Genomic DNA, 20,407 nt, shown 5'->3' on the forward strand with positions numbered 1-20,407 from the left:
ATTTAAAAGAGGTTGTGTCAAGGTGTGATGCGCGCTGACACAACCTCTTAGCTACAAATGGATGTATTAGTGTTTCAGCATTTCGTGTGAGTACTGGATGCCGAGGCCATAAGCACCACCATATTTTTTCACGAGGTCGGTTACTGCTTTATAAGTTTCCTGGCGTGCCCAGTCGCGCTGCAATTCCAGCAGGTACTGGATAGAAGTCATTGGTTTGGCGCCTGCCTGTACCATGCGGTTAATAGCCTGTTCGTGTGCTTCTTTTGACACATCGCCGCAGGCATCCGTGATAATATAAACTTCATAACCCTCTGCAATGGCGGACAATGCAGGGCCTACGATACATACACCGGTCCATAAACCACCGAATACCAGTTTCTTTTTACCTTTTGAAGTGATGGCTTTATGCGCATTTACGTCCTCCCAGGTGTTCATGGTTGTTCTGTCGATATAACCACTGGTGGCCTGTGGATAAAACAGTTCGATTTCAGGAAACACCGGACCACTGAATGATTTTTCTGCAACAGTAGTTAAAACAGTAGGTACATTAAAGATTTTGGATGCGCCGGCAACGATGGCTACATTGTTTCTCAATTCCTCTGCGGTAATACTTTTGGTGGCAAATGCCATCTGGCCTTCATGATCAATGAGAACGAGGGCATGGTTGGTAGGGTTCAGTAACTGTGGACCTGGTTTTTGTGCGAATGCTACAGCAGAAGATAAGCTCAGTGCGAATGCTACAAAGATTCTTTTCATTTTGTGTTTTTGTTTAAGGAATATAGATTGATTAACTAATTGGCATATGTGCTATATGTAGGTAAATCATTGGTGAAAAGAATCTGTTCGTTTTTTATGTAAAAGGCTGTAATGTAATGTGGTATTGGTTTTTGTGGTATTTTTATAGAATTTATGAGATGGTGAATTCATCTCATTTGTGGTATAAATTACACTTGCCCATGTAGAAAGAACTTACTACCTTTTGAATATGAAAACAGAAATCGTTTGTTTCGGGGAGGTACTGTGGGATATATTGCCCGACAAGGAATTGCCTGGCGGGGCACCTATGAACGTAGCTTATCACCTGCAAAAAATGGGGCATACAACGGCCATGGTTACACGTATTGGTGAGGATGCATACGGTGAACAGTTGTTGCAGCTGATGCGGGGTTATGGATTAAATACCGCTTATATCCAGAAAGACGATCAGGTACCTACAGGCAAGGTGCTGGCCACGATTACACCTACGCAGGAGATGGCGTACGATATTCTGTTTCCGGCGGCATGGGATTTTATTGCGGCGGACCTCACCTGGGAAGCTTTTCAGGATGCGCATCCGGCATATATTATTTTCGGTTCCCTTTCTTCACGGCATGCAGTGAGCAGGGAAGCACTGAAGGCGATGTTGCGGATTCCGGCGCTGCGCGTGCTGGATGTGAACCTGCGGCCACCTCATTTTACAGTGGAGCAGGTGGACTGGTTACTACAACACGCAGATATAGTGAAAATAAATGAACATGAGTTGGTGGAGCTAAGCAGCTGGTTTGGTTTTTCGGGAGATATGGAGGCCTGCATTGAACAGTTGCAGGAAAAATATCTGCCCCGCGCAGTCCTTGTTACACTGGGTGCGGAGGGAGCGGTATTATATGAAGATGGTGATTTTCACTATGAAAAAGGCCACGTAGTTGTGGTGGCAGATACTATTGGCAGCGGTGATGCCCTGCTGGCAGGCTATCTCCACGCACGGCATCAGGGCAGCGGGCCGGCTGCCGCCATACGCTTCGGTAATGCCTTGGGAGCTTTGGTGGCCAGCAAAAGTGGTGGATGTCCACCCTATGAAATGGAAGAAGTATATGTATTGATGTAAATGATTATGGATAGTAGCAGAGGTCGGAAACGGCTCCTGCTTTTTTTGTACCTTTGCGGGGAGTTAAAAATCGGGATGCAATGAATTTTTATACGAGAAAATGGGTGAAGCCTGAAGACCTGAATGCCCACGGGACCTTGTTTGGCGGTAGTTTACTACGATGGATCGATGAAGAAGCCGCTATCTATTCTATCATACAGTTGGGTACCAATCGCTGTGTTACCAAATACATGTCTGAAATCAACTTTATTAACTCCGCCCGCCAGGGAGATATTGTAGAACTGGGAATTAAGGCCACGAATTTTGGCCGTACCTCGCTGACCTTGCAATGTGAGGTAAGAAATAAGATCACGCAAAAAAGTATTCTTACGATCGACCGGATTGTGTTTGTAAGTGTGGATGAACACGGTGTGCCGGTGCCGCATGGCAGAAGCGCTATAACGTATACGGATGAACGATTGAGGGAAGAATAAATTTTATGTGCCTGGTACCGGCTCTGCGGTATCTGACCAGATGGGGGTATTTTCGTTTTTTTCTACCAGCAGCAGCACAGCAAATAGCAGCAATACCAGCATGATGGACTGATAACGTAGTACCACAGGAGCTGCCAGCGTGCTAAATATAAAGTGCGCCACCTGGAAACTGGCGATAAGTGCCATCACATGATTGAATTTCACCTCCACAAATTTATACCGCTTCAGGAGTATAAACCGGATGATTTCTTCTATGAAGGCTAGCTGAAGGAAGATAAACAGGAAGGTATATTTCGTCATGAGGAAGGGCTGTAATTGCGGAAACCGTTGGTTAATTGTTAACGGTGTTCCGCGGAACCATAGTTGCATGACGCCGGGAGTGCCAATTTTATTGCGGTTGCTGCTGCCGATCATTTCTGTTCCCGGGCGCATATATTCCACTACGTTAGGCAGCCAGAAGTGCGTAGCAAATGCCAACGGATGCTTCTTAATCAGGATGGAACCATATTCACGGTACAGGTCCGATACCCTGGCCCAGCCTGTGAAACTGTCGGTTACCTTGTGCTTTTTCATATAGTTGCTCAGCATTGCTTTTAAGGGACCGTTCTGCGTCCACATGTAATATGCTCCCGCGGGTAGGGTAGCTTCTTCCGGATTAAAATATTTACTTTTTACAAACTGGTGTGAGTAGCGGTGCAAACCTTGTAGTTGAGCAGGTATGCCAGCGGTGTCGTATGCAATATAGGGCAGCATGTACATAGCATTATTTGCCAGCTGCCATCCGCTGAATACAGAGAATTTTTTTACGCCGGTGAGTTTGTAGGTCTGATTGGTGGTGTAATAGATAAAGGATGCGATGAGTACTACCGGTAACGCGATCGCATACACTTTTTCCCATATGGCGACACGGGCCGGCAATATTGCCACCAGTGCCACCACAGGGAAAAACATGGCATTATACCGCATGGTGAAAGTCACTGCCAGTATAACGCCATGGAATAGAAAAACAAGGGTGCCGGGTTTATGGCGTACCCACAGCAACAGCGCAAACCAGGTAAACCCGAGGGCAAGGAATAACGCTTCAGTGATTACATAGTTGCTGAGGTAAAGAAATAAAGGGTTAATAAGTAGAAAGATAAATGCACCGTGGGTAAATAGTTTTCCTGGTCTTAGCAGGTAAAGTAAGGTGAAGTACAGAAAGAATGCACCACACTGTAAACACAGGTATTGAAACACCATCAGTCCTGTTTCGGAAGGTATCAGGCTATGTTGCAGGGCCAGTATGCGGGAATAGCCTACCGGCCACAGGTCTGCCTGCAGGTGATAGGCGGCTGCGGTCAGATAGCTTTCGCTATCCGGCGTGATATCCATATACGGATATATGAGTTTAAATATCACCAGGTTTACAATAATAACTGCTATGGCAATCCCTGCCAACAGGCGGTTGCGTCTGTCGGCAAGGAGGAAATGTCTGAAACTGGTATCCGTTAGTTTGGGGTCGCCGTAAATTGGTAATATCATTCGTGGCTATTTTGAGTCGGAATGGCGCGCGTATTATTTTTTCTCTTCGTGATACTCCTGTTCGGTGTTGATACTCCAGATATTTGATTTGGTAACAATGCCGTTGCAGATGTTATCTACCGCTACCATGGCGGTGAGCATGGAGTGGTCGGAGTTATTGTATTTGTGCATACCGTTGCGGCCTACGAGGAAAATATTTTCGAACGAGTCGACGTAGCCTCTGAGCTCATCAAACCGGTCGTAGGTGCCGAAGTAGGCGGGGTATGTTTTTTCCATGCGCAGTACGGTAGCGTCGAGTACATCAGCTTTTTGCGCGAGTCCTATTTTGCAGAGTTCATCGATAGCTATCTGCCGGATTTCTTCATCGGGGAGTTCCCAGAAGCCGTCGCCCATGTTGCAGAAGTATTCCATGCCCACCCAGGTGGTGTTGGGGTCCTGCACCATAAAGGGGCTCCAGTTGTTGAAGAGTTGCAGGCGGCCTACGCGTACATCTTTTTCCTGTATGTAGATCCAGGTGTCTTTAAGGGTAATGGGCTTGTACTGGCCTGTTTTACCGTCCTGGAAGCTGAGGTTTTTGAGGAGGATACCGATGGTGATAAAGTCGCGGTACATGAGACCGGCAGCGATGTCCCGGATATTTTGCGGTACGTTGCCTTGCATATCTGCGATGAGTTCCTGCACCGGCATGGTGGAAAAGAAGTAGTCGCCATCGAGGATTACGGCTTCTCCGTTGGTTTTATCTACGGCCTCTATGGCGGTGATGAGGTTATTGTTGGTGAAAACTTTTTTCACATCGTGTTGCATGAGGATGGTGCCACCGCGTTCTGTGACTTGTCTGGCTACTTCTTCCCATAGTTGTCCGGGTCCGAATTTCGGGTAGAGGAATTGTTCTATCAGGCTGGTTTCTACATTTTTCTGGTTGATATCTTTTGGTTTGCCGGCGTCCCAGGCGGTTTTGAGGGCATGGGAGATAGCTTTGCCGATGGAGATACCTTTGATGCGCTGGGCGCCCCATTCAGCTGATATTTTGGAGCATTCGATGCCCCATACTTTTTCGGTATAGTCTTTAAAGAAGAGGTGGTACAGCGTTTTACCGAAGCGGTTCACCATAAAGTCTTCCAATGATTTTTCCTGTTTGCGTGGGAACAGCTGGGCATACATGTAGGAAAACATGATGCTGATGGTGGTGCTGAAGCCCAGTTTTTTCAGGGTATCCAGGGAGAGTTGTATAGGGTAGTTAAAGAATTTTTTCAGGAAGTAGATACGTGACAGGCGTTGTCTGACGAGCATAATGAGGTCAGGGTCGCGTGCTACGAGGGTATCGGTGTTGGTGGCGCCGGGTTTTTTAACATCTCTTGTTTTGCGTTGGTAGGTGATGCTGAAGGTTTCGGCGGCTTCGTCCTGCGGGGGCATCATATTGAGCCACCATTCCATTACGCGGTCTGATTTGGAGAAGAAGCGGTGTCCTCCGATGTCGATCCTATTCCCTTTGTAGTTGACTGTTTTAGATATACCTCCAATGTCAGTGCTTTTTTCCAGGACTATCGGGATAATGTTGGTGCGTTGAAGTAGTTCATAGGCGGCGGTCAAACCTGCGGGACCTGCCCCGATGATAATTGCTTTTTTTGCTGGCATACTATTATGGTTTTACAAAACAGCCAGCCCGGTGTGATCAGGGCGCAGCTGTTTTTGAGGGTGTCGGACTTCAGGGTAAAACAGGTAGGCAGATCATAAACTGCAATAATGATCTGCTTGCATATACAAGTTTAACAGTCCACACTGAAATGGTATGTCAGCGATAAAAAAATCAGGTGATATGGGGAGAGATCAGAATGTCCATTTATAGAAATACATCGGGGCGGCTTTGCCTTCGCTGATGGTTACGTACCCGCTGTTGTCGGGCAGGATGGTGATGGCTTCACCTTGTGCTTCCGGCTGGTAGGGGAGTTGTTTGCCGGGGCGTGCCATGGCTTGTTCTACGGTTTCGCCGTTTTTGCGGTTCCAGTAGTAAACGGTGGTGAGGGTTTTAAGGACGATGTGGTGGCCATCTTTGGATATATCGGCGGATACTACCCAGGTGAAGGGCAGGGTAATTAGTTTTTGGAGGGTGGTTTTGTCGCCGTTTTTGAAGTCGAGTTTGGTTTTATAGAGGTGAACGGCTTTTTGTCGTTTGCTGATGATATAGATCTGCCGGGAGATGGGGTCTATCATGAGTGATTCCGCATCCTTGGGGTGGTCGGGGTATTCGAGTTGGAGGATATCGGCGGTGATATTCACTTTAGGCTGGGGTTGGGTGGTGGGTTCTGGGAAGCGGTAGATGCGGATATGGTCGCGGGTACCGCTGTTATCGCCAATATCAGCCACATACACGTAGTATTTCCCCTTTACCGGCCCCGGACCCTCGGCGATGTCTTCCCAGTCCCTATTCGTCCCGTTTTCGATGTTAAACACGCTGATGGCTGCTGCTTTGTTGTTCAGGAGGTATACATCGGGCTTATTGCCGCTGTCGTTATGGGACCAGAAGCAGTTTTTGAGTGGTACGGAGGAGGCGATACCGGAGGCTTCTTTTAGCTTTTTATCATTAATATGGCCCATTAGCCGGGGAGATACGGTGGCAGTTTGAGTAAAACCCTGGTATCCGGTAGTTATTAGCAGTACGGCGGCAAACAATAAGTGGCGCATAAAATGAACGGTTTAGCAGGTGTTAATTTAGGGATAATTCCCGGAAAAAGGCCGCGAGGGTTGATACTGAGCGGGTTCAGAAATTTTTTTCTGAAAAAATACCGGAAAAATTTTGGTTGAAATAAAGAATGTTGTAATTTTGCCGTCCTGAAACGATGATGCCTGATAGTATAATGGTAGTACTCGCGACTCTGACTCGCTCAGTCTTGGTTCGAATCCAGGTCGGGCAACAAGGTAAAAACCGCAAATTCTTGAAAAAGGGTTTGCGGTTTTTGTTTTAAGGAGTTTGTTGTTTGATTTTTTTTTAGAACGCATGAGTGGCGGATCTGTTTTTAAATCTTCTCTGTAGTAATAATCAGTGTTGTTGCCCTCTCTATGATAGGTTTTCGATCTTAAATATTAAGCAAGTGCATAATGTGGTTGAGTTTGCGATCGATTTTGAGCAAGAGTCTTTCTGAATGAAGCAAATGATAGTATCATATGATATTATCATTTATATAAAAGTCCCGTCACTGCTGTATTTTTCTAATCCTATCTAGTTGTTGGAACTATAATGTTCTAAAATTGCCATCTTTATAAAGTTGCTATTTGAAAATTATAAATATTGAAAATAGTTGCTAGTTTGTTTATTTGCTAATATCTTTGTGTCAGTTCTTTTACTTCAATCTCTTTTCATATGGAAAACCAATTCCGGTGAGGCGCCGGCATATAAGTAGCCATTTTACAGATGAAAGAGAGAAGAATCTATGAATTGATGATTGGCAAACTGCTTGAAGTAGCAGAGAACAATCCTGATGGTTTTACAGTTAGGTTGCCAACACTTGATTTTGTTAAATCTGGTTGGGTGATTGCAATGGCCGAAACTCAGAACTGTCATGGGTATGAAGGAATGGAAAGGGCGATAGGGGCGCAATAGAAACACCCTCTCCGCTGTTAGGAGGCTGGAAATGCGAAGAGAATGGTAAGTTTTACTGGGACGCTGTTATTGTTGCCACCGATAAGGTATCAGCAGTAGCACTAGGTAAGCTTAATAATCAAATCGCTATCTACCACTTGGATTCTGCGGAGGTTATTTGGTTGTGAAATTGGGAGAGGGGAGGGTACTCCTTCCCCTTTCATTAAAATATGTTATTTATATTGTACTATTATAAGACCCTTAATAGTTAGTTTTAAGTCCAGGGAAGACTGGTGTGTCAGACAACGCGTTAAATGATGTTTTATAAAACCTAAAGCAGCGCTATGAATAATATCGTTAAAGGCTTAGAAAATCTTAAAAATGTTGATCCACAGGTATTAGATAAGATAGAGTATTTGGGATTAATTCATCGTAGGCATTCAAGAATTTCATTAAAAATCACAGAGTACACCGATGCGGCATTGACGGTAGCCGTGAAGCAGGAAAAATCGCCTACTGGGAAATATTTCACACAGAAAGAATTAATTGAGCGAATTAAACAGCAGTTTGGTGAATTTTTTCCTGGGCAAAAAATCCATGTTAGGGCTGTACCATTTGCCGGGCAGAAAATTAGTCAGGTATCACCTGAATGGATTGAGCAGCAAATGTTGCATTACGGAATAAAACTCAAAGATATTGTTGCGGAAACCGGATTGAATGCATCTCAACTGGCGTCTGTTAAGTCCGGTGATAAACCTATTTCAGATGTTATGGCAGCCATGCTTTGGTTTTATTTCTATTCAAAGAAGCTCGAGGCAAAGGCCTAAGAACATAACATTGCCTATATTTTATTTAATCGCTATCCATGAAATTCCCGGTCCTTACCTGCGCCCAATGCGGCAGCTCCGATGTAAAGCTGATGCCACAACGAAATGACCTTGTTAATTGTAATTACTGTGGAGCTATTTTTATGATTCCATCACCGCAGGGAGAGCTATTGCCGCAGGCCATAGAAGTGTCCGAGACTGAACCAGACAAGGAAGAAGAAAAATTAGTTATTCCTCCCATGCCGGCACGTCCCGGGACAACCAATGCTGAGAAGCTTGTAAAAATATTATTAATTGCCATTGGATTTATCGGTGCATACCTGATTTTAAGTGCAACCGGTGATGACAACTGGTTATACCAACTCTTAGCTTGTATAGGAGGACTGGGGATATGTAGCTTTATCTTTTTAAATTTAAGATTAGCGAAGAAGCGGAAGTATGAAAACAGTGATGAGATGAAGGAGTATAATCGGATTAGAAGAATAGTCAGGGAGAGGCGGGAGCAGAAAGAGAAAGCAAAAGGAGTGATGTGAAATAGGTATTGACCTGATATATAACTGTTGCTGGATGAATTTGAAAAAATCAATATGAGCGTTACCTATTCAATCGTATTTTCTGCGGATTATGACCATCAGCTTTATAAGGGAAATCAATTAATCTATATCGTACATGCTAAGTTTCCGGATAGCCAAATTCTCATCAAGGATATCTATGGAAAAGTGCTTTCGGCGATAAGTACAAGGCTAATCAGGCAAATTGGAGAACTAGATCAATTGGAGATATCTTTGGGATTAGTTAGCAATATAGGCACTTATAGGATTGCATATAGTTCAGTCTTGTTCAATAGTAACTATGAATGGGATTTTAATGAAATGCATTGGGAAATTAAAGTTCGATTTTGTTATATCGCATTATTTCTGGATGACAAACGTGTCGGCAATTATCGTGATGGAACGATAGGTCGTTTTGCTTATGCGGGCGAATTGGTATTAACCGAATCCACAGAGTTATTATTGTTATCCGTTTTAGTGCATATGTACTATGTTCAGACTATAGATCCGGGCTGATGGAAAGACGATGGAGCAGGCGTGTAGGAGGTTTTTTCCAATAATCTATTCCTCAAAGGATCCTGAAGTTAGTATAATGATGGTTTTTCCCGAGGATTTCAATAAGTATGGATATTCTTTTCCCAAAGAGTTCAAGTTAATAGAACGGATTAAAAAGGGAAAATAGAAGAAGTAGTTAATAAACACTATGAAGCAAATAATTGGAATTTATTCCAAGAATAGCGGCGCCGCTGAGGTTATCAGCGGCGCCTATATTTTACCTCCAATGCCCATGATAATGATGCGGTGGCCTCGGCGGATGCCCATGCCCATGCCTGTAATACCCCGGCCTGCTCTCCACCACACAAGCACTAAACCCCGCTGCCAATACCAATGCTACTACTACATATTTCAATACTTTCATGACTGCTAATTTTTTAATGAAAAAATTAATGGTTGGTTGTTGATAGCCTGAGCGTCTGCAGTCCGTTGAGGCTCTTGTGAATAATTATGTGAAAACTATGCCAGACTACCCATAGAAATGTTATTTACTGTTAACGCCCAAAACGCGAACAGCCCGCAGTGATGCGGGCTGTTCGCCGTTATAGGAGGGAATTGAAATAAACTATACGGTTACCGGTGGTACTCCTTCAATATTAACTTCCGCAATTACGGAGGCATCATCCGGTTTGACTTTACGTACGGAGTTAACGGTCCAGAACTGCAATGTATCTGACGGCTGTTCGTATTGCAGCACATCACGTATATCCGTGTCTGTTAGATCTGGATTGATCCATTCTTCCGCCAGCTCATTGGTGAGCATCATGGGCATGCGACCGGCATTATCCCCGCCGTTGTGGATTTGCCGCATTACGTTGTTGGCGCTGCGGGTGAGCAGGGAAAACGTGGGGATGCGTTCTGGTTTATCCACATCCCAGGAGTTGGACAATGCCCATAGTCCTGCAATGAAAAAGACTTCCTGTTCCTGCGATTTAATATAGTACGGCACTTTATTTTTTAATCCCGGCACCTCGCGGTATTCAAAGAAGCCGGTAACGGGAATCAGGCAGCGTTGTGTGCGAATAGCGTTCCACAGGGTTTTAGGTTCCAGTACTTTCTCGCTGCGTGCGTTGAGAAACATTTGCCGCTGGCGCTTTACTTTTTCCGGTGTATTCAGCATTTTAGGAATGGGGCCCCAGTTAAAGAGCGCTAACTGTGGTCCTTCGTGGTTTACCACAATCGGCCACTGTGGGTACGACATCCCGATTTTATGATACGTACTATCAAACTGCAGGTTAGCTCCCGGCGCTGTTTGCAGCAGGGGCATGATTTTGAATATGCTTTCAATTTTGGTAGTAAAGGCGATATCATAACACATACGCTATCCGGATATTAGTTGATATAAAGGTACTTGTATTTCCTCTTGTCCGTAGCGAAGTGCAATAATTAGTTCGCCATAATGCGTATACAGTTCGGCGGCAACGGTGTTGTTGGGCCGCCAGTTAGTATGGATCTGCATATAGCGCTTCAGTTTTTCTGCGACCTCGCCTCCTGGCTCCCAGGTTTTACCTTTTAGCATCGCGGTAAATACCTTGTAGCCTGGGGGCTGGCCTGCAGCAATAAATAACTTATCTATTTCTTCCGGGCGATGCGCCTGGTAAATATATTTTCGCTTATCGAAGCGGATATGCTGAAAGTGCTGATTGGCCTCCCCAATATCTTTATAAGGCGTAATTAAAAATGCCTCCCTGGTTACCTGGTCGCCAGGCTCAATACCGGGAAGATAACTTTGCCTTACAAACAGCGTATAGCCCTGGTTCAGGAATGCCGTTAATACCGGCGGGGTAAATAATGCAAGCGGATTAAACATGGCCGTATTATTTACGCATGTCTACGATCACCGCCGTTACCACTCCCCAAACCTGGAAATCAGTATCTTCTGTGATTAATATCGGTTTATAAAAAGCATTCTCTGAATGAAGCACCCAGTTACGGCCCGCTTTCACCAGCCGTTTTACCGTGTATTCGCCATTTATCATGGCCAGAATAATATCGCCGGTGCCAGGGCGTAACGACCTGTCGATCACGGCCATGGCGCCATCGGGCATGTTGGCCTCCGCCATGCCATCACCCTTGATCTGAAAGATAAAAGTACTGTGGGGCTGGGAGTGAATTACCCTTGAAAGGTCTATCGTTTCTTCCATGTTGGCATTATGCAAGGGTAGGGTAACAATTTCTCCACTCAACTTCATCGCTTCCATAATCTCTGTTTTAAAATGCTAATATTATTGGCAAAATAAAACTAAATATTTTAGTTAAAAAAATATTCCGGGGATCATTTTTAAAATCTTTGAAAACGTTAATAGGAGCGGGTTGACCAAATACATTGGGGCTCAATAATATGTGTATTTTCACTGATAGGTATACCGCAGTAAAACAAGAAAAATGACACCACTGGTGTCATTTTTATCAGCTGCCTTTCAGCATGCAACAGGATTTTTGAATAAGTTAAACCAACATCTCCCTAAAAACTAACTTACGCCTCCTTAAATTCTTCCAGCAGTTTCTTGATTTGCTTAGCGGATTTACCATAGATCGCATTTACATACAACTCCGTCATGGTAGCCAGCAGCAGGATCGTGAGCAATAGCAACCCCAGTATGGTAAGTACTTGTGTCCGGGTGATGGTAGCACTATGGTTCAACATAGCATTGGGAGAAATATTTTTATCGTTTGCGATGATCATGCCCATAAACACTACCATAAAGGGCAGCAAACAATAAGTAAAGGCCTTGTAGAGCTCAATGCTGAGTTTAATATCATAGTACACTGCAAATAGGTTGTCTTTAGACGTTAGCGCAGTGTTGCTGATATTTTTATAGAATAAATAAAGTTTAGCAAAAAAGTACCCGCCAATCAGCAAGAAAATGAAATACATCAGGTAGAAGGGGAACACCAGATAGGCATTGAATGTTAACATGGATGGTACAAAACCAATAACAATCATGGCAACCAGTTGTACAAAAAATTCTTTTTTCAGTTGCTTACGTACATTATCTACCGGCAGTGAAGCTGATTTCAATTTTTCCAGGTTAGCAGGAATAGCAATGCTATCGTCGGATTTATCGCTGTTCCATAAGGATTGTAAGTCATCAAAAGCCATAGCCTTGTTGTTTTATAAGTTCTTTTAATTTTGTTTTTGCTCTGTTTAATTTGGTGCGGGCATTTCCTTCCGTGATCCCTAAGTTTTCTCCGATTTCGCGATGGGAGTAATTCTCCAGGTGATAAAAGATCAGTGCCTTTTCCAACCGCTCCAGTTTTTGTACCGCCTGATAAAAATGTGCCAGCTGCAATTCTTTGGTATTAGAAGCTTCTTCGGCGGGCAGTTCTGGTACCGCATCGGTGGTAATGGGTTTGCGCTGGTCTTTTTTGAAAAACACCAGCGCGGTGTTGAGTGCTACACGGTACATCCAGGTGGAAAAACTACTTTGCTGGCGGAAGTTATCGTACGATTTCCATAACTGTAGTATGATCTCCTGCGCCAGGTCGTCCTGATCATCCTTTGTATCCATATACATCCTGGATATCTTATGGATGATGCCCTTGTGTTGTTCAATCAGTTCAAGAAATTCCTTTTCTTTAGTTTTCAAAGGGGGAATGCTTTAGTTCAGAATAGGTTCTACCGTATAGCCCTGGTTTTGCAACAGCTTAATCAAACCATCCTCACCACCCAGGTGTGCCGTTCCAACGGCGAAGAAGTTACTGCCTTTTTGCATCATTGCAGGCATTTTCTTTGCCCAGTTCGCATTTCTTACATGCAGCAGCCAGTGCTTTGAATTTTTATCCATGAACTTTTCGGCCGTCATTTCAGCATACAGCTGCTTGAAATTTTCTGCTTTATAATTGGTGATCATACTGGTGAGTACCTGGCTATAGTCATCAAATGCCCGCATCTGTGCAATAGTGTAGTCATCGTTGTAGGTCTTGTTGAAAAATTCCATTTGTGCTGTTACCGATTCCAGTGTGTCCATTTTTATTTGCTTTTCCATGGCCAGTTTGCGGAGTTCTGTTTCATATTGTTTCAGATCAGTACACTTATAGGTGCCCATGACCAGAATGCTGTTAATGGTGCCAAGTGTATAATTATCCAGTTTTTGGAATGGTATTTTAAGATGTTTCATCAATATGGAATCCACTTCTTTGTAAGTCGCGGCACTCAGTCTTTTACTTTGCGGCTCCTGGCTGATAGCGGCTGCCTGCATTACTTTCCGGGCTTCCGGACTATGGATGTCTGTTTCTATCACATAGGCGTCAGCGGCTTCCAGCGCGGCTTTAACTTTTGGTTTGATCTCAAAATCACCGGCACATATCATATGTATAGTACCAAACAAATAGGAAGGCTTTTCAAGGCCATTGCCACTTACTTTCCAAAGTACGGATTGTGCATTTGTTTGTAAAGTAAACAGGCATATAACAGTCAGGCAAACGAGGATAATTTTTTTCATGATTTAAATATGTTTAACAGATGAATTGTTTGTGTTGAAATTTTATTTGCTGCTAGCAGTACTTACTTCGTTAGTATTCGCTTTCCCTTTTTCGTTACAGTTGCTGTAAAATTTTTTTTCGGGAGATGTGAATGCTGTTGTTTCAGTATTTACTTCGTTAGTATTCGCTTTCCCTTTTTCGTTACAGTTGCTGTAAAATTTTTTTCGGGAGATGTGAATGCTGTTGTTTCAGTATTTATATCGGTAGTATGTGGAGTAACAGCACTTATGTATTAAATATAACAGCGCTTACATATCAATTATAACAGCACTTACATAATAGCACTTCCCGCCCAAACACGCCACTGTTAAGGATTTATTACCATTCCATCTCCCCGAAAAAAAATATTTTTTTTATTGGATTTCTTTCTAATTTTGTACCCGAATTATGAAACAGAATATCCATACACATCATCACCATCATACTTACCGCACCGGTAGGCTGGGATGATTTTGTGTATACAAACATATTGATCATCATCAAGGGCTTACCGGATCGGTAAGCCCTTTTTATTTGTCCAAAAGATGAAACTTAAAATCGCCATCCAGAAATCAGGCCGCCTGCACGACGATTCCATCAAACTGCTGAAGGAATGCGGGATCGACATCAACAACGGTGTCAACAAATTAAAAACCGAAGCCAGTAACTTCCCGCTGGAAGTATTCTTCCTTCGTGATGATGATATTCCTCAATATATCGAAGACGGCGTAGCCGATATCGGTATCGTGGGCGAAAACGTAGTGCTGGAAAAGAAAAAACAGGTAAACATCGTAGAAAAACTGGGCTTTGGTAAATGCCGCCTCTCCATGGCAGTACCCAAATCATCGGAATACAACGGTGTACAAGACCTTCACAATACCCGCATCGCTACCAGCTACCCGGTAATTGTAGAAGAATTCCTGAAAAGAAATAACGTGACCGCCGAAATCCACGAAATCAGCGGCTCCGTGGAAATAGCACCAGGCATAGGCCTCGCCGATGCTATCTGCGACCTCGTCAGCAGCGGCTCCACCCTGTTCATGAACGGACTCAAAGAAGTAGAAACCGTCCTGAAATCAGAAGCCGTACTGGCCGCCTATCACCACCTGCAGCCGGAACAATCCAAGCTGCTCGATAAACTGCTGTTCCGTATCCAGGCCGTTAAAAAAGCAAAAAACAATAAATACGTACTGCTCAATGCGCCTAACGATAAACTACAGGAGATTATCAGTCTGCTCCCGGGCATGAAAAGCCCTACCGTACTGCCCCTCGCCGAAGCCGGCTGGAGCTCCGTACACTCCGTGCTGAACGAAAATGATTTCTGGGATATCATCGAAAGCCTCAAAGCCGCCGGCGCACAAGGCATCCTCGTGGTACCTATCGAAAAAATGGTGATCTAAACTGAACTTAATCATGCAGATTTATAAATACCCGGAGGCAAACACCTGGAGTAACATCCTGAAACGCCCGGTGATGGACACTTCCGCACTGGAGCAAAAAGTAGATGCCATCCTCCGGGATGTTAAAAACAATGGTGACGCTGCCGTGAAAAAGTATGCTGAACAATTCGATAAGCTCACCGCCGCTACCTTCGAAGTAGCGCCGGCCGCCTTCGAAGAGGCAGAAGCAGCCCTGGAACCCGCCCTCAAAGCGGCTATCCAACAGGCAGCAAAAAATATCACCACCTTCCACAGCGCACAGCAGTCCGCCCCGGCGGTAATTGAAACCATGCCCGGTGTACAGTGCTGGCGTAAATCAGTGGCCATCGAAAAAGTAGGCCTCTATATCCCAGGCGGCTCCGCCCCCCTGTTTTCTACCATCCTCATGCTCGGCATCCCCGCAAAGATCGCCGGCTGCAAGGAAATCATCCTCTGCACACCCTCCCTGCATCCCGCCATCCTGTATACGGCCAAACTCGTAGGCATCTCCCGCGTGTTTACCATCGGCGGGGTACAAGCCATCGGCGCTATGGCCTACGGTACAGCATCCGTACCGCAGGTATATAAAATATTCGGCCCCGGTAACCAATACGTTACCTGCGCCAAACAACTGGTGAATAAAGACGGCCTCGCCATCGATATGCCCGCCGGCCCTTCTGAAGTGGCCGTCCTCGCAGATGATACCTGCGTGCCCGACTTCGTAGCCGCCGACCTGCTCTCCCAGGCCGAACACGGCCCCGATAGCCAGGTTGTACTCGTTACCACCAGCGAAAAAGTCATCAACGACGTACAGGCAGCCCTGGACGCACAACTCGCCCTGCTGCCCCGTAAAGACATCGCCAACGGCGCCCTCGCCAACAGCCGCATGATCCTCGTTGATAACCTGAACACGGCCATGTCCATGCTCAACGCCTACGCACCGGAACACCTCATCCTGGCCTGCAACGCAGCCAGCGAGGTAGCAGCAATGGTCACCAACGCAGGCTCGGTGTTTATCGGGAACTACACCCCGGAAAGCGCCGGCGACTACGCCTCCGGTACCAACCATACCCTGCCCACCAACGGCTACGCTAAAGCCTATAGCGGCGTATCGCTGGATAGCTTCGTGAAAAAGATTACCTTCCAGCAAATAACCCCGGATGGCCTCAGCCATATAGGCGCCACCATAGAGGCTATGGCGGCAGCAGAAGGTCTCGATGCCCATAAACAGGCCGTATCGGTGCGACTCAAACAAATTAATAACCCGAAATAAAGCTTTTGAAATGTTCGATCTCAACTCCCTCCTGAGGGACAATATAAAAAGACTGGTACCCTATTCTTCCGCCCGCGACGAATTCAAAGGCGAAGCAAGGGTATTCATAGATGCCAACGAAAACGGCTTCGGATCGCCACTGCCGGTGAATTACAACCGCTACCCCGATCCCCTGCAATGGAAACTGAAATACAAGCTCGCCGATATCAAAGGCGTGCCGCCACAAAATATCTTCCTCGGCAACGGCAGCGATGAACCCATCGATATCCTCTACCGCGCTTTTTGTCGCCCGGGTGTGGATAACGTAGTCCTCTGCCCGCCTACCTACGGCATGTACGAGGTAAGCGCCAATATCAACGACGTTGTCATCCGCAAGGTGAGCCTCACCCCGGAATTCCAGCTGGATATCGCCGGCCTCCAGGAAGCGATCGATGAAAATACCAAACTGATATTCATCTGTAGTCCTAACAACCCCACCGGCAACTCCATCAACCGCGCTGATATTGAACTCCTGCTCAATAACTTCGACGGTATCGTGGTGATAGACGAAGCCTACATCAACTTCTCCCGCCAGAAATCCTTTATCCAGGAACTGACGGAATATCCTAACCTGGTGGTAATGCAAACCCTGTCCAAAGCATGGGGACTGGCAGCACTCCGCGTAGGCATGGCCTTCGCCAGCGAGGATATTATCCACATCTTCAACAAGGTGAAAGCGCCTTATAATATCAGTCAGGCCGCACAGGAACTGGCATTACAGGCCCTGGACAACGTAACACAGGTAAACGAGTGGATACGCGAAATCGTGATCGAGCGTGACCTGCTTTCCGCCGCCATGGAGGCTTTGCCACTGGTACAACAGGTGTACCCCAGCGATGCCAACTTCATCCTCGTTAAAACCATCGATGCAAGGGGTATTTATGATTTCCTTACAGCGAGAGGAATTATCGTTCGGGATCGCTCCAAAGTAGAGCTCTGCGCCGGCTGCTTACGTATCACCATCGGTACACCAGCGGAGAACCTGGAACTCATGGATGCCCTGAAATCTTATCAACCACAAACCGAAAAAACTGTTTCTGCATGAAACGTGTGCTCTTTATAGATCGTGATGGTACTTTGATCAAAGAAGTGCCGCCCACTTACCAGATCGACAGCCTGGATAAAATCGAATTCTATCCGAAAGTATTTGTGAACATGGCCCGCATCGCAGGGGAGCTGGGCTATGAGCTGGCCATGGTTACCAACCAGGACGGCCTCGGTACCGCCTCCTTCCCGGAAGATACCTTCTGGCCTTCCCAGAACTTTATCATCCGTGCATTCGAAAATGAAGGCGTGCAGTTCGATGAAGTGTTTATCGACCGCTCTTTCCCGGCGGATAATGCACCCACGCGCAAACCCGGTACCGGCATGCTCACCAAATACCTCACCGGTGAGTACGACCTGGAAAACTCTTTCGTCATCGGCGACCGCATCACCGATGTACAGCTGGCCAAAAATCTGGGTGCCAAAGCCATCTGGATGAACGAAGGCAACGGCCTCGGCAACGCCGAAGTGCAGGACAGCGCCGCCACCCTGCGTGAAGTAATTGCGCTCGAAAGCACCGACTGGGACCGTATATACGAATTTCTCAAAGTGGGACTTCGAACGGTGACGCATGTACGCAAAACAAACGAAACCGACATCTCCATAAATATAAACCTGGATGGTACCGGCAAAGCGAAAATAGAGACCGGACTGGGCTTTTTTGATCATATGCTGGACCAGATTGCCCGCCACGGCAGCATCGACCTGGAAATCACTGCTAAAGGTGATCTGCATATCGATGAACACCATACCATAGAAGATACCGGCATCGCGCTGGGAGAGGCCATGGCCAAAGCCCTGGGCGATAAGAGAGGCATAGAGCGCTACGGCTTTACCCTCCCAATGGACGACTGCCTGGCACAAGTGGGCATCGACTTCGGTGGGCGTAACTGGCTGGTATGGGAAGCTGAGTTTAACCGGGAGAAAATAGGAGAGATGCCTACCGAAATGTTCTATCATTTCTTTAAGTCGTTTTCAGACGGTGCAAAAGCTAACCTCAACATAAAAGCAGAAGGTCAGAACGAGCATCATAAGATAGAAGCAATTTTTAAAGCATTTGCCAAAGCCGTGAAAGTGGCTGTAAAGCGCAACCCATCAAAAATGCAACTGCCTAGTACCAAAGGAGTGCTGTAATTTTTCTTTCCGGATGGAAAAAAATTATTTGCATTTAATGTAAAAATGTTTCATTTTTGCTCTCACTATGCAGAATATCATGACAAATAAATATTGGTGGTGGCACGGAATCAATCCTTGATCTGTGTTACAGTGCCATGTTTCGTCTTGAAATATATTTGAAGGGCTCGCTGTTACACAGCGGGCCCTTCGGCTTTTTATCCGGTTCCTATTACAAAAAATTTCACTTTCACTTTTTAGGTTATCATATCAGTCATGCGTACCATCCAAGTAAAAACGAGATCCAAACAGATGCTGGCGGACGTGTTCACGCCGGTGGGTATCTATCTGCGACTCCGTGACAAATTCCCGGGCTCCATTCTCCTCGAAAGTACCGATTACAGAGCCAGTGAAAACAGCTTTTCCTTTATCGGTATCAAGCCCATAGCAGGGATTGAAGTTACTTCCACCACCAATTTTGAATTCAAGTACCCCAACCTCCCCGTTGAAAAGAAACAACTCAAAAACAAAGAGGCCGTAACAGGAGAAATTGAGAAGTTTCTGAAGAACTTCACCTTCACCGGTAGCAATCCAATCCCGCTCGCACAAAGCCTTTTCGGATACACCACCTTTGATGCGGTACAGTTCTTCGAAACCATCGAATTCAATAAGGAAAAACAGTCCGCCAATGTGATCCCGCTCATGCGATACCGTTTTTACCAGTACGTGATAGCAATTAACCACTTCAAAGATGAACTCTACCTCATCGAAAACCAGGTGGATGGCATCGAAAGCGATTTTGAACTGATAGAATCACTGATACGCCATAAAGACTCACCCGGTTATCCTTTCACCGCTGTAGGCGAAGAGTCGTCTAACATGACAGACGCAGCATACATGCAGATGGTAGAACAGGGAAAACAACACTGCTTCCGGGGCGATGTTTTCCAGGTAGTACTCTCCAGAGCCTTCCAGCAATCTTACATCGGCGATGAATTCAACGTATACCGCGCCCTCCGCTCCATCAACCCTTCACCTTATCTTTTCTTCTTCGATTACGGCGATTATAAATTAATGGGTTCTTCACCGGAAGCCCAGCTGGTAATCCGTGATGGAAAAGCTACCATACACCCGATTGCAGGCACGTTCCGCCGCACCGGTGATGATGCACAGGATAAAGCACTGGCGGATAAACTCCTCCAGGACCCGAAAGAAAATGCAGAACACGTGATGCTGGTAGACCTTGCACGCAATGACCTCAGCAGAAACGCTAAAGACGTAGCGGTACAGTCTTACAAAGAAGTACAATACTACTCTCACGTGATTCACCTCGTAAGTGAAGTAACAGGTAAACTGGAACCAGGCCTCAATCCTTTTGCTCTCCTGGCTTCTACCTTCCCTGCCGGTACGCTCTCCGGCGCTCCCAAATACAGGGCCATGGAAATAATAGACCAGTACGAACCTACCGCCCGTGGCTTCTATGGTGGCTGTATAGGCGCAGTAGGTTTCAACGGCAACTTCAATCACGCTATCATGATCCGCTCCATACTCAGCAAAATGAATACGCTGTACTACCAGGCGGGAGCCGGCGTGGTGGCCAAATCAGTAGCTTCCTCCGAACTGGAAGAAGTGAACAATAAACTCAATGCTTTAAAACAGGCCATCTTGCTGGCGCAAAAAATTTAGTC

General features: G+C 45.7%; 22 protein-coding genes and 1 tRNA gene. 12 read left to right on the plus strand and 11 right to left on the minus strand.

Features of this window, described 5'->3' with window-relative positions:
- Positions 1 to 66: 66 nt before the first annotated feature.
- The gene (locus KW844_RS17080) at positions 67 to 756 is read right to left on the minus strand and encodes a hydrolase (RefSeq protein WP_218377989.1); all 690 of its coding nucleotides are present in this window, start codon (positions 754 to 756) and stop codon (positions 67 to 69) included.
- A gap of 229 nt (positions 757 to 985) precedes the next feature.
- Here KW844_RS17080 and KW844_RS17085 point away from each other — a divergent pair, with 229 nt between their 5' ends.
- Positions 986 to 1,864, plus strand: coding sequence for a carbohydrate kinase family protein (locus tag KW844_RS17085; protein ID WP_218377990.1), 879 nt, complete (start codon positions 986 to 988; stop codon positions 1,862 to 1,864).
- A gap of 80 nt (positions 1,865 to 1,944) precedes the next feature.
- Positions 1,945 to 2,337, plus strand: a complete 393-nt coding sequence (locus tag KW844_RS17090; protein ID WP_218377991.1) for an acyl-CoA thioesterase — start codon at positions 1,945 to 1,947, stop codon at positions 2,335 to 2,337.
- Positions 2,338 to 2,340: 3 nt separating this feature from the next.
- Here KW844_RS17090 and KW844_RS17095 read toward each other — a convergent pair whose 3' ends face one another.
- The 3 genes from KW844_RS17095 to KW844_RS17105 all read right to left on the minus strand — a co-directional run bounded on the left by KW844_RS17095 (position 2,341) and on the right by KW844_RS17105 (position 6,540).
- Positions 2,341 to 3,858, minus strand: a complete 1,518-nt coding sequence (locus KW844_RS17095; RefSeq protein ID WP_218377992.1) for a hypothetical protein — start codon at positions 3,856 to 3,858, stop codon at positions 2,341 to 2,343.
- Between the two features lie 33 nt (positions 3,859 to 3,891).
- The gene (locus KW844_RS17100) at positions 3,892 to 5,493 is read right to left on the minus strand and encodes an NAD(P)/FAD-dependent oxidoreductase (RefSeq protein WP_218377993.1); all 1,602 of its coding nucleotides are present in this window, start codon (positions 5,491 to 5,493) and stop codon (positions 3,892 to 3,894) included.
- 192 nt (positions 5,494 to 5,685) lie between these two features.
- On the minus strand, positions 5,686 to 6,540 hold the full coding sequence (locus KW844_RS17105) for a hypothetical protein (RefSeq protein ID WP_218377994.1): 855 nt from the start codon (positions 6,538 to 6,540) through the stop codon (positions 5,686 to 5,688).
- Positions 6,541 to 6,699: 159 nt separating this feature from the next.
- Between KW844_RS17105 and KW844_RS17110 the strand changes: the two genes are divergently transcribed.
- The 5 genes from KW844_RS17110 (at position 6,700) to KW844_RS17130 (ending at position 9,329) form a co-directional block, all read left to right on the plus strand.
- Positions 6,700 to 6,770, plus strand: a tRNA-Gln gene (locus KW844_RS17110).
- 497 nt (positions 6,771 to 7,267) lie between these two features.
- Complete coding sequence (locus KW844_RS17115) at positions 7,268 to 7,456, plus strand: hypothetical protein (RefSeq protein ID WP_218377995.1); 189 nt, start codon at positions 7,268 to 7,270, stop codon at positions 7,454 to 7,456.
- A gap of 323 nt (positions 7,457 to 7,779) precedes the next feature.
- Positions 7,780 to 8,262, plus strand: coding sequence for a hypothetical protein (locus KW844_RS17120; RefSeq protein WP_218377996.1), 483 nt, complete (start codon positions 7,780 to 7,782; stop codon positions 8,260 to 8,262).
- Positions 8,263 to 8,300: 38 nt separating this feature from the next.
- Positions 8,301 to 8,795, plus strand: a complete 495-nt coding sequence (locus KW844_RS17125; protein WP_218377997.1) for a hypothetical protein — start codon at positions 8,301 to 8,303, stop codon at positions 8,793 to 8,795.
- A 54-nt stretch (positions 8,796 to 8,849) separates the two neighbouring features.
- Positions 8,850 to 9,329, plus strand: a complete 480-nt coding sequence (locus tag KW844_RS17130; protein ID WP_218377998.1) for a hypothetical protein — start codon at positions 8,850 to 8,852, stop codon at positions 9,327 to 9,329.
- Between the two features lie 256 nt (positions 9,330 to 9,585).
- Here the strand turns inward: KW844_RS17130 and KW844_RS17135 are convergent, their stop codons facing one another.
- The 7 genes from KW844_RS17135 to KW844_RS17165 form a co-directional block, all read right to left on the minus strand.
- Positions 9,586 to 9,732 carry a hypothetical protein gene (locus tag KW844_RS17135; RefSeq protein WP_218377999.1) on the minus strand — a complete coding sequence of 49 codons (147 nt, stop codon included), beginning with the start codon at positions 9,730 to 9,732 and terminating at the stop codon, positions 9,586 to 9,588.
- A 201-nt stretch (positions 9,733 to 9,933) separates the two neighbouring features.
- A complete protein-coding gene (locus KW844_RS17140) occupies positions 9,934 to 10,686 on the minus strand; it encodes an SOS response-associated peptidase (RefSeq protein WP_218378000.1) in 753 nt (250 codons plus the stop codon).
- Between the two features lie 3 nt (positions 10,687 to 10,689).
- On the minus strand, positions 10,690 to 11,178 hold the full coding sequence (locus KW844_RS17145; protein ID WP_218378001.1) for a hypothetical protein: 489 nt from the start codon (positions 11,176 to 11,178) through the stop codon (positions 10,690 to 10,692).
- 7 nt (positions 11,179 to 11,185) lie between these two features.
- On the minus strand, positions 11,186 to 11,569 hold the full coding sequence (locus KW844_RS17150) for a LexA family transcriptional regulator (RefSeq protein WP_255578499.1): 384 nt from the start codon (positions 11,567 to 11,569) through the stop codon (positions 11,186 to 11,188).
- Positions 11,570 to 11,844: 275 nt separating this feature from the next.
- Positions 11,845 to 12,471: a hypothetical protein gene (locus KW844_RS17155; RefSeq protein WP_218378002.1), complete on the minus strand. Its 627-nt coding sequence runs from the start codon at positions 12,469 to 12,471 to the stop codon at positions 11,845 to 11,847.
- Complete coding sequence (locus KW844_RS17160) at positions 12,461 to 12,958, minus strand: RNA polymerase sigma factor (protein WP_218378003.1); 498 nt, start codon at positions 12,956 to 12,958, stop codon at positions 12,461 to 12,463. The genes KW844_RS17155 and KW844_RS17160 overlap by 11 nt, the downstream gene beginning before the upstream one ends.
- A 12-nt stretch (positions 12,959 to 12,970) precedes the next feature.
- Positions 12,971 to 13,813 (minus strand): TraB/GumN family protein, encoded by an 843-nt coding sequence (locus KW844_RS17165; protein ID WP_218378004.1) that lies wholly within the window; start codon positions 13,811 to 13,813, stop codon positions 12,971 to 12,973.
- A 564-nt stretch (positions 13,814 to 14,377) separates the two neighbouring features.
- On the opposite strand from KW844_RS17165, the gene hisG reads away from it, so the two are divergent.
- The 5 genes from hisG (at position 14,378) to KW844_RS17190 (ending at position 20,405) form a co-directional block, all read left to right on the plus strand.
- On the plus strand, positions 14,378 to 15,232 hold the full coding sequence (hisG, locus tag KW844_RS17170) for an ATP phosphoribosyltransferase (RefSeq protein WP_218378005.1): 855 nt from the start codon (positions 14,378 to 14,380) through the stop codon (positions 15,230 to 15,232).
- Positions 15,233 to 15,245: 13 nt separating this feature from the next.
- Entirely contained in the window at positions 15,246 to 16,523 is a 1,278-nt protein-coding gene (hisD, locus tag KW844_RS17175; RefSeq protein ID WP_218378006.1) for a histidinol dehydrogenase, read from the plus strand.
- Positions 16,524 to 16,533: 10 nt separating this feature from the next.
- The gene (gene hisC, locus KW844_RS17180; RefSeq protein ID WP_218378007.1) at positions 16,534 to 17,607 is read left to right on the plus strand and encodes a histidinol-phosphate transaminase; all 1,074 of its coding nucleotides are present in this window, start codon (positions 16,534 to 16,536) and stop codon (positions 17,605 to 17,607) included.
- Positions 17,604 to 18,740 (plus strand): bifunctional histidinol-phosphatase/imidazoleglycerol-phosphate dehydratase HisB, encoded by a 1,137-nt coding sequence (hisB, locus tag KW844_RS17185; RefSeq protein WP_218378008.1) that lies wholly within the window; start codon positions 17,604 to 17,606, stop codon positions 18,738 to 18,740. The genes hisC and hisB overlap by 4 nt, the downstream gene beginning before the upstream one ends.
- A 255-nt stretch (positions 18,741 to 18,995) precedes the next feature.
- The gene (locus tag KW844_RS17190) at positions 18,996 to 20,405 is read left to right on the plus strand and encodes an anthranilate synthase component I family protein (protein ID WP_218378009.1); all 1,410 of its coding nucleotides are present in this window, start codon (positions 18,996 to 18,998) and stop codon (positions 20,403 to 20,405) included.
- The last annotated feature ends 2 nt before the right edge of the window (positions 20,406 to 20,407 follow it).

The sequence above is a fragment of the Chitinophaga sp. sic0106 genome (genome assembly GCF_019219075.1).
In the GTDB taxonomy this organism is placed as follows: Bacteria; Bacteroidota; Bacteroidia; order Chitinophagales; family Chitinophagaceae; genus Chitinophaga.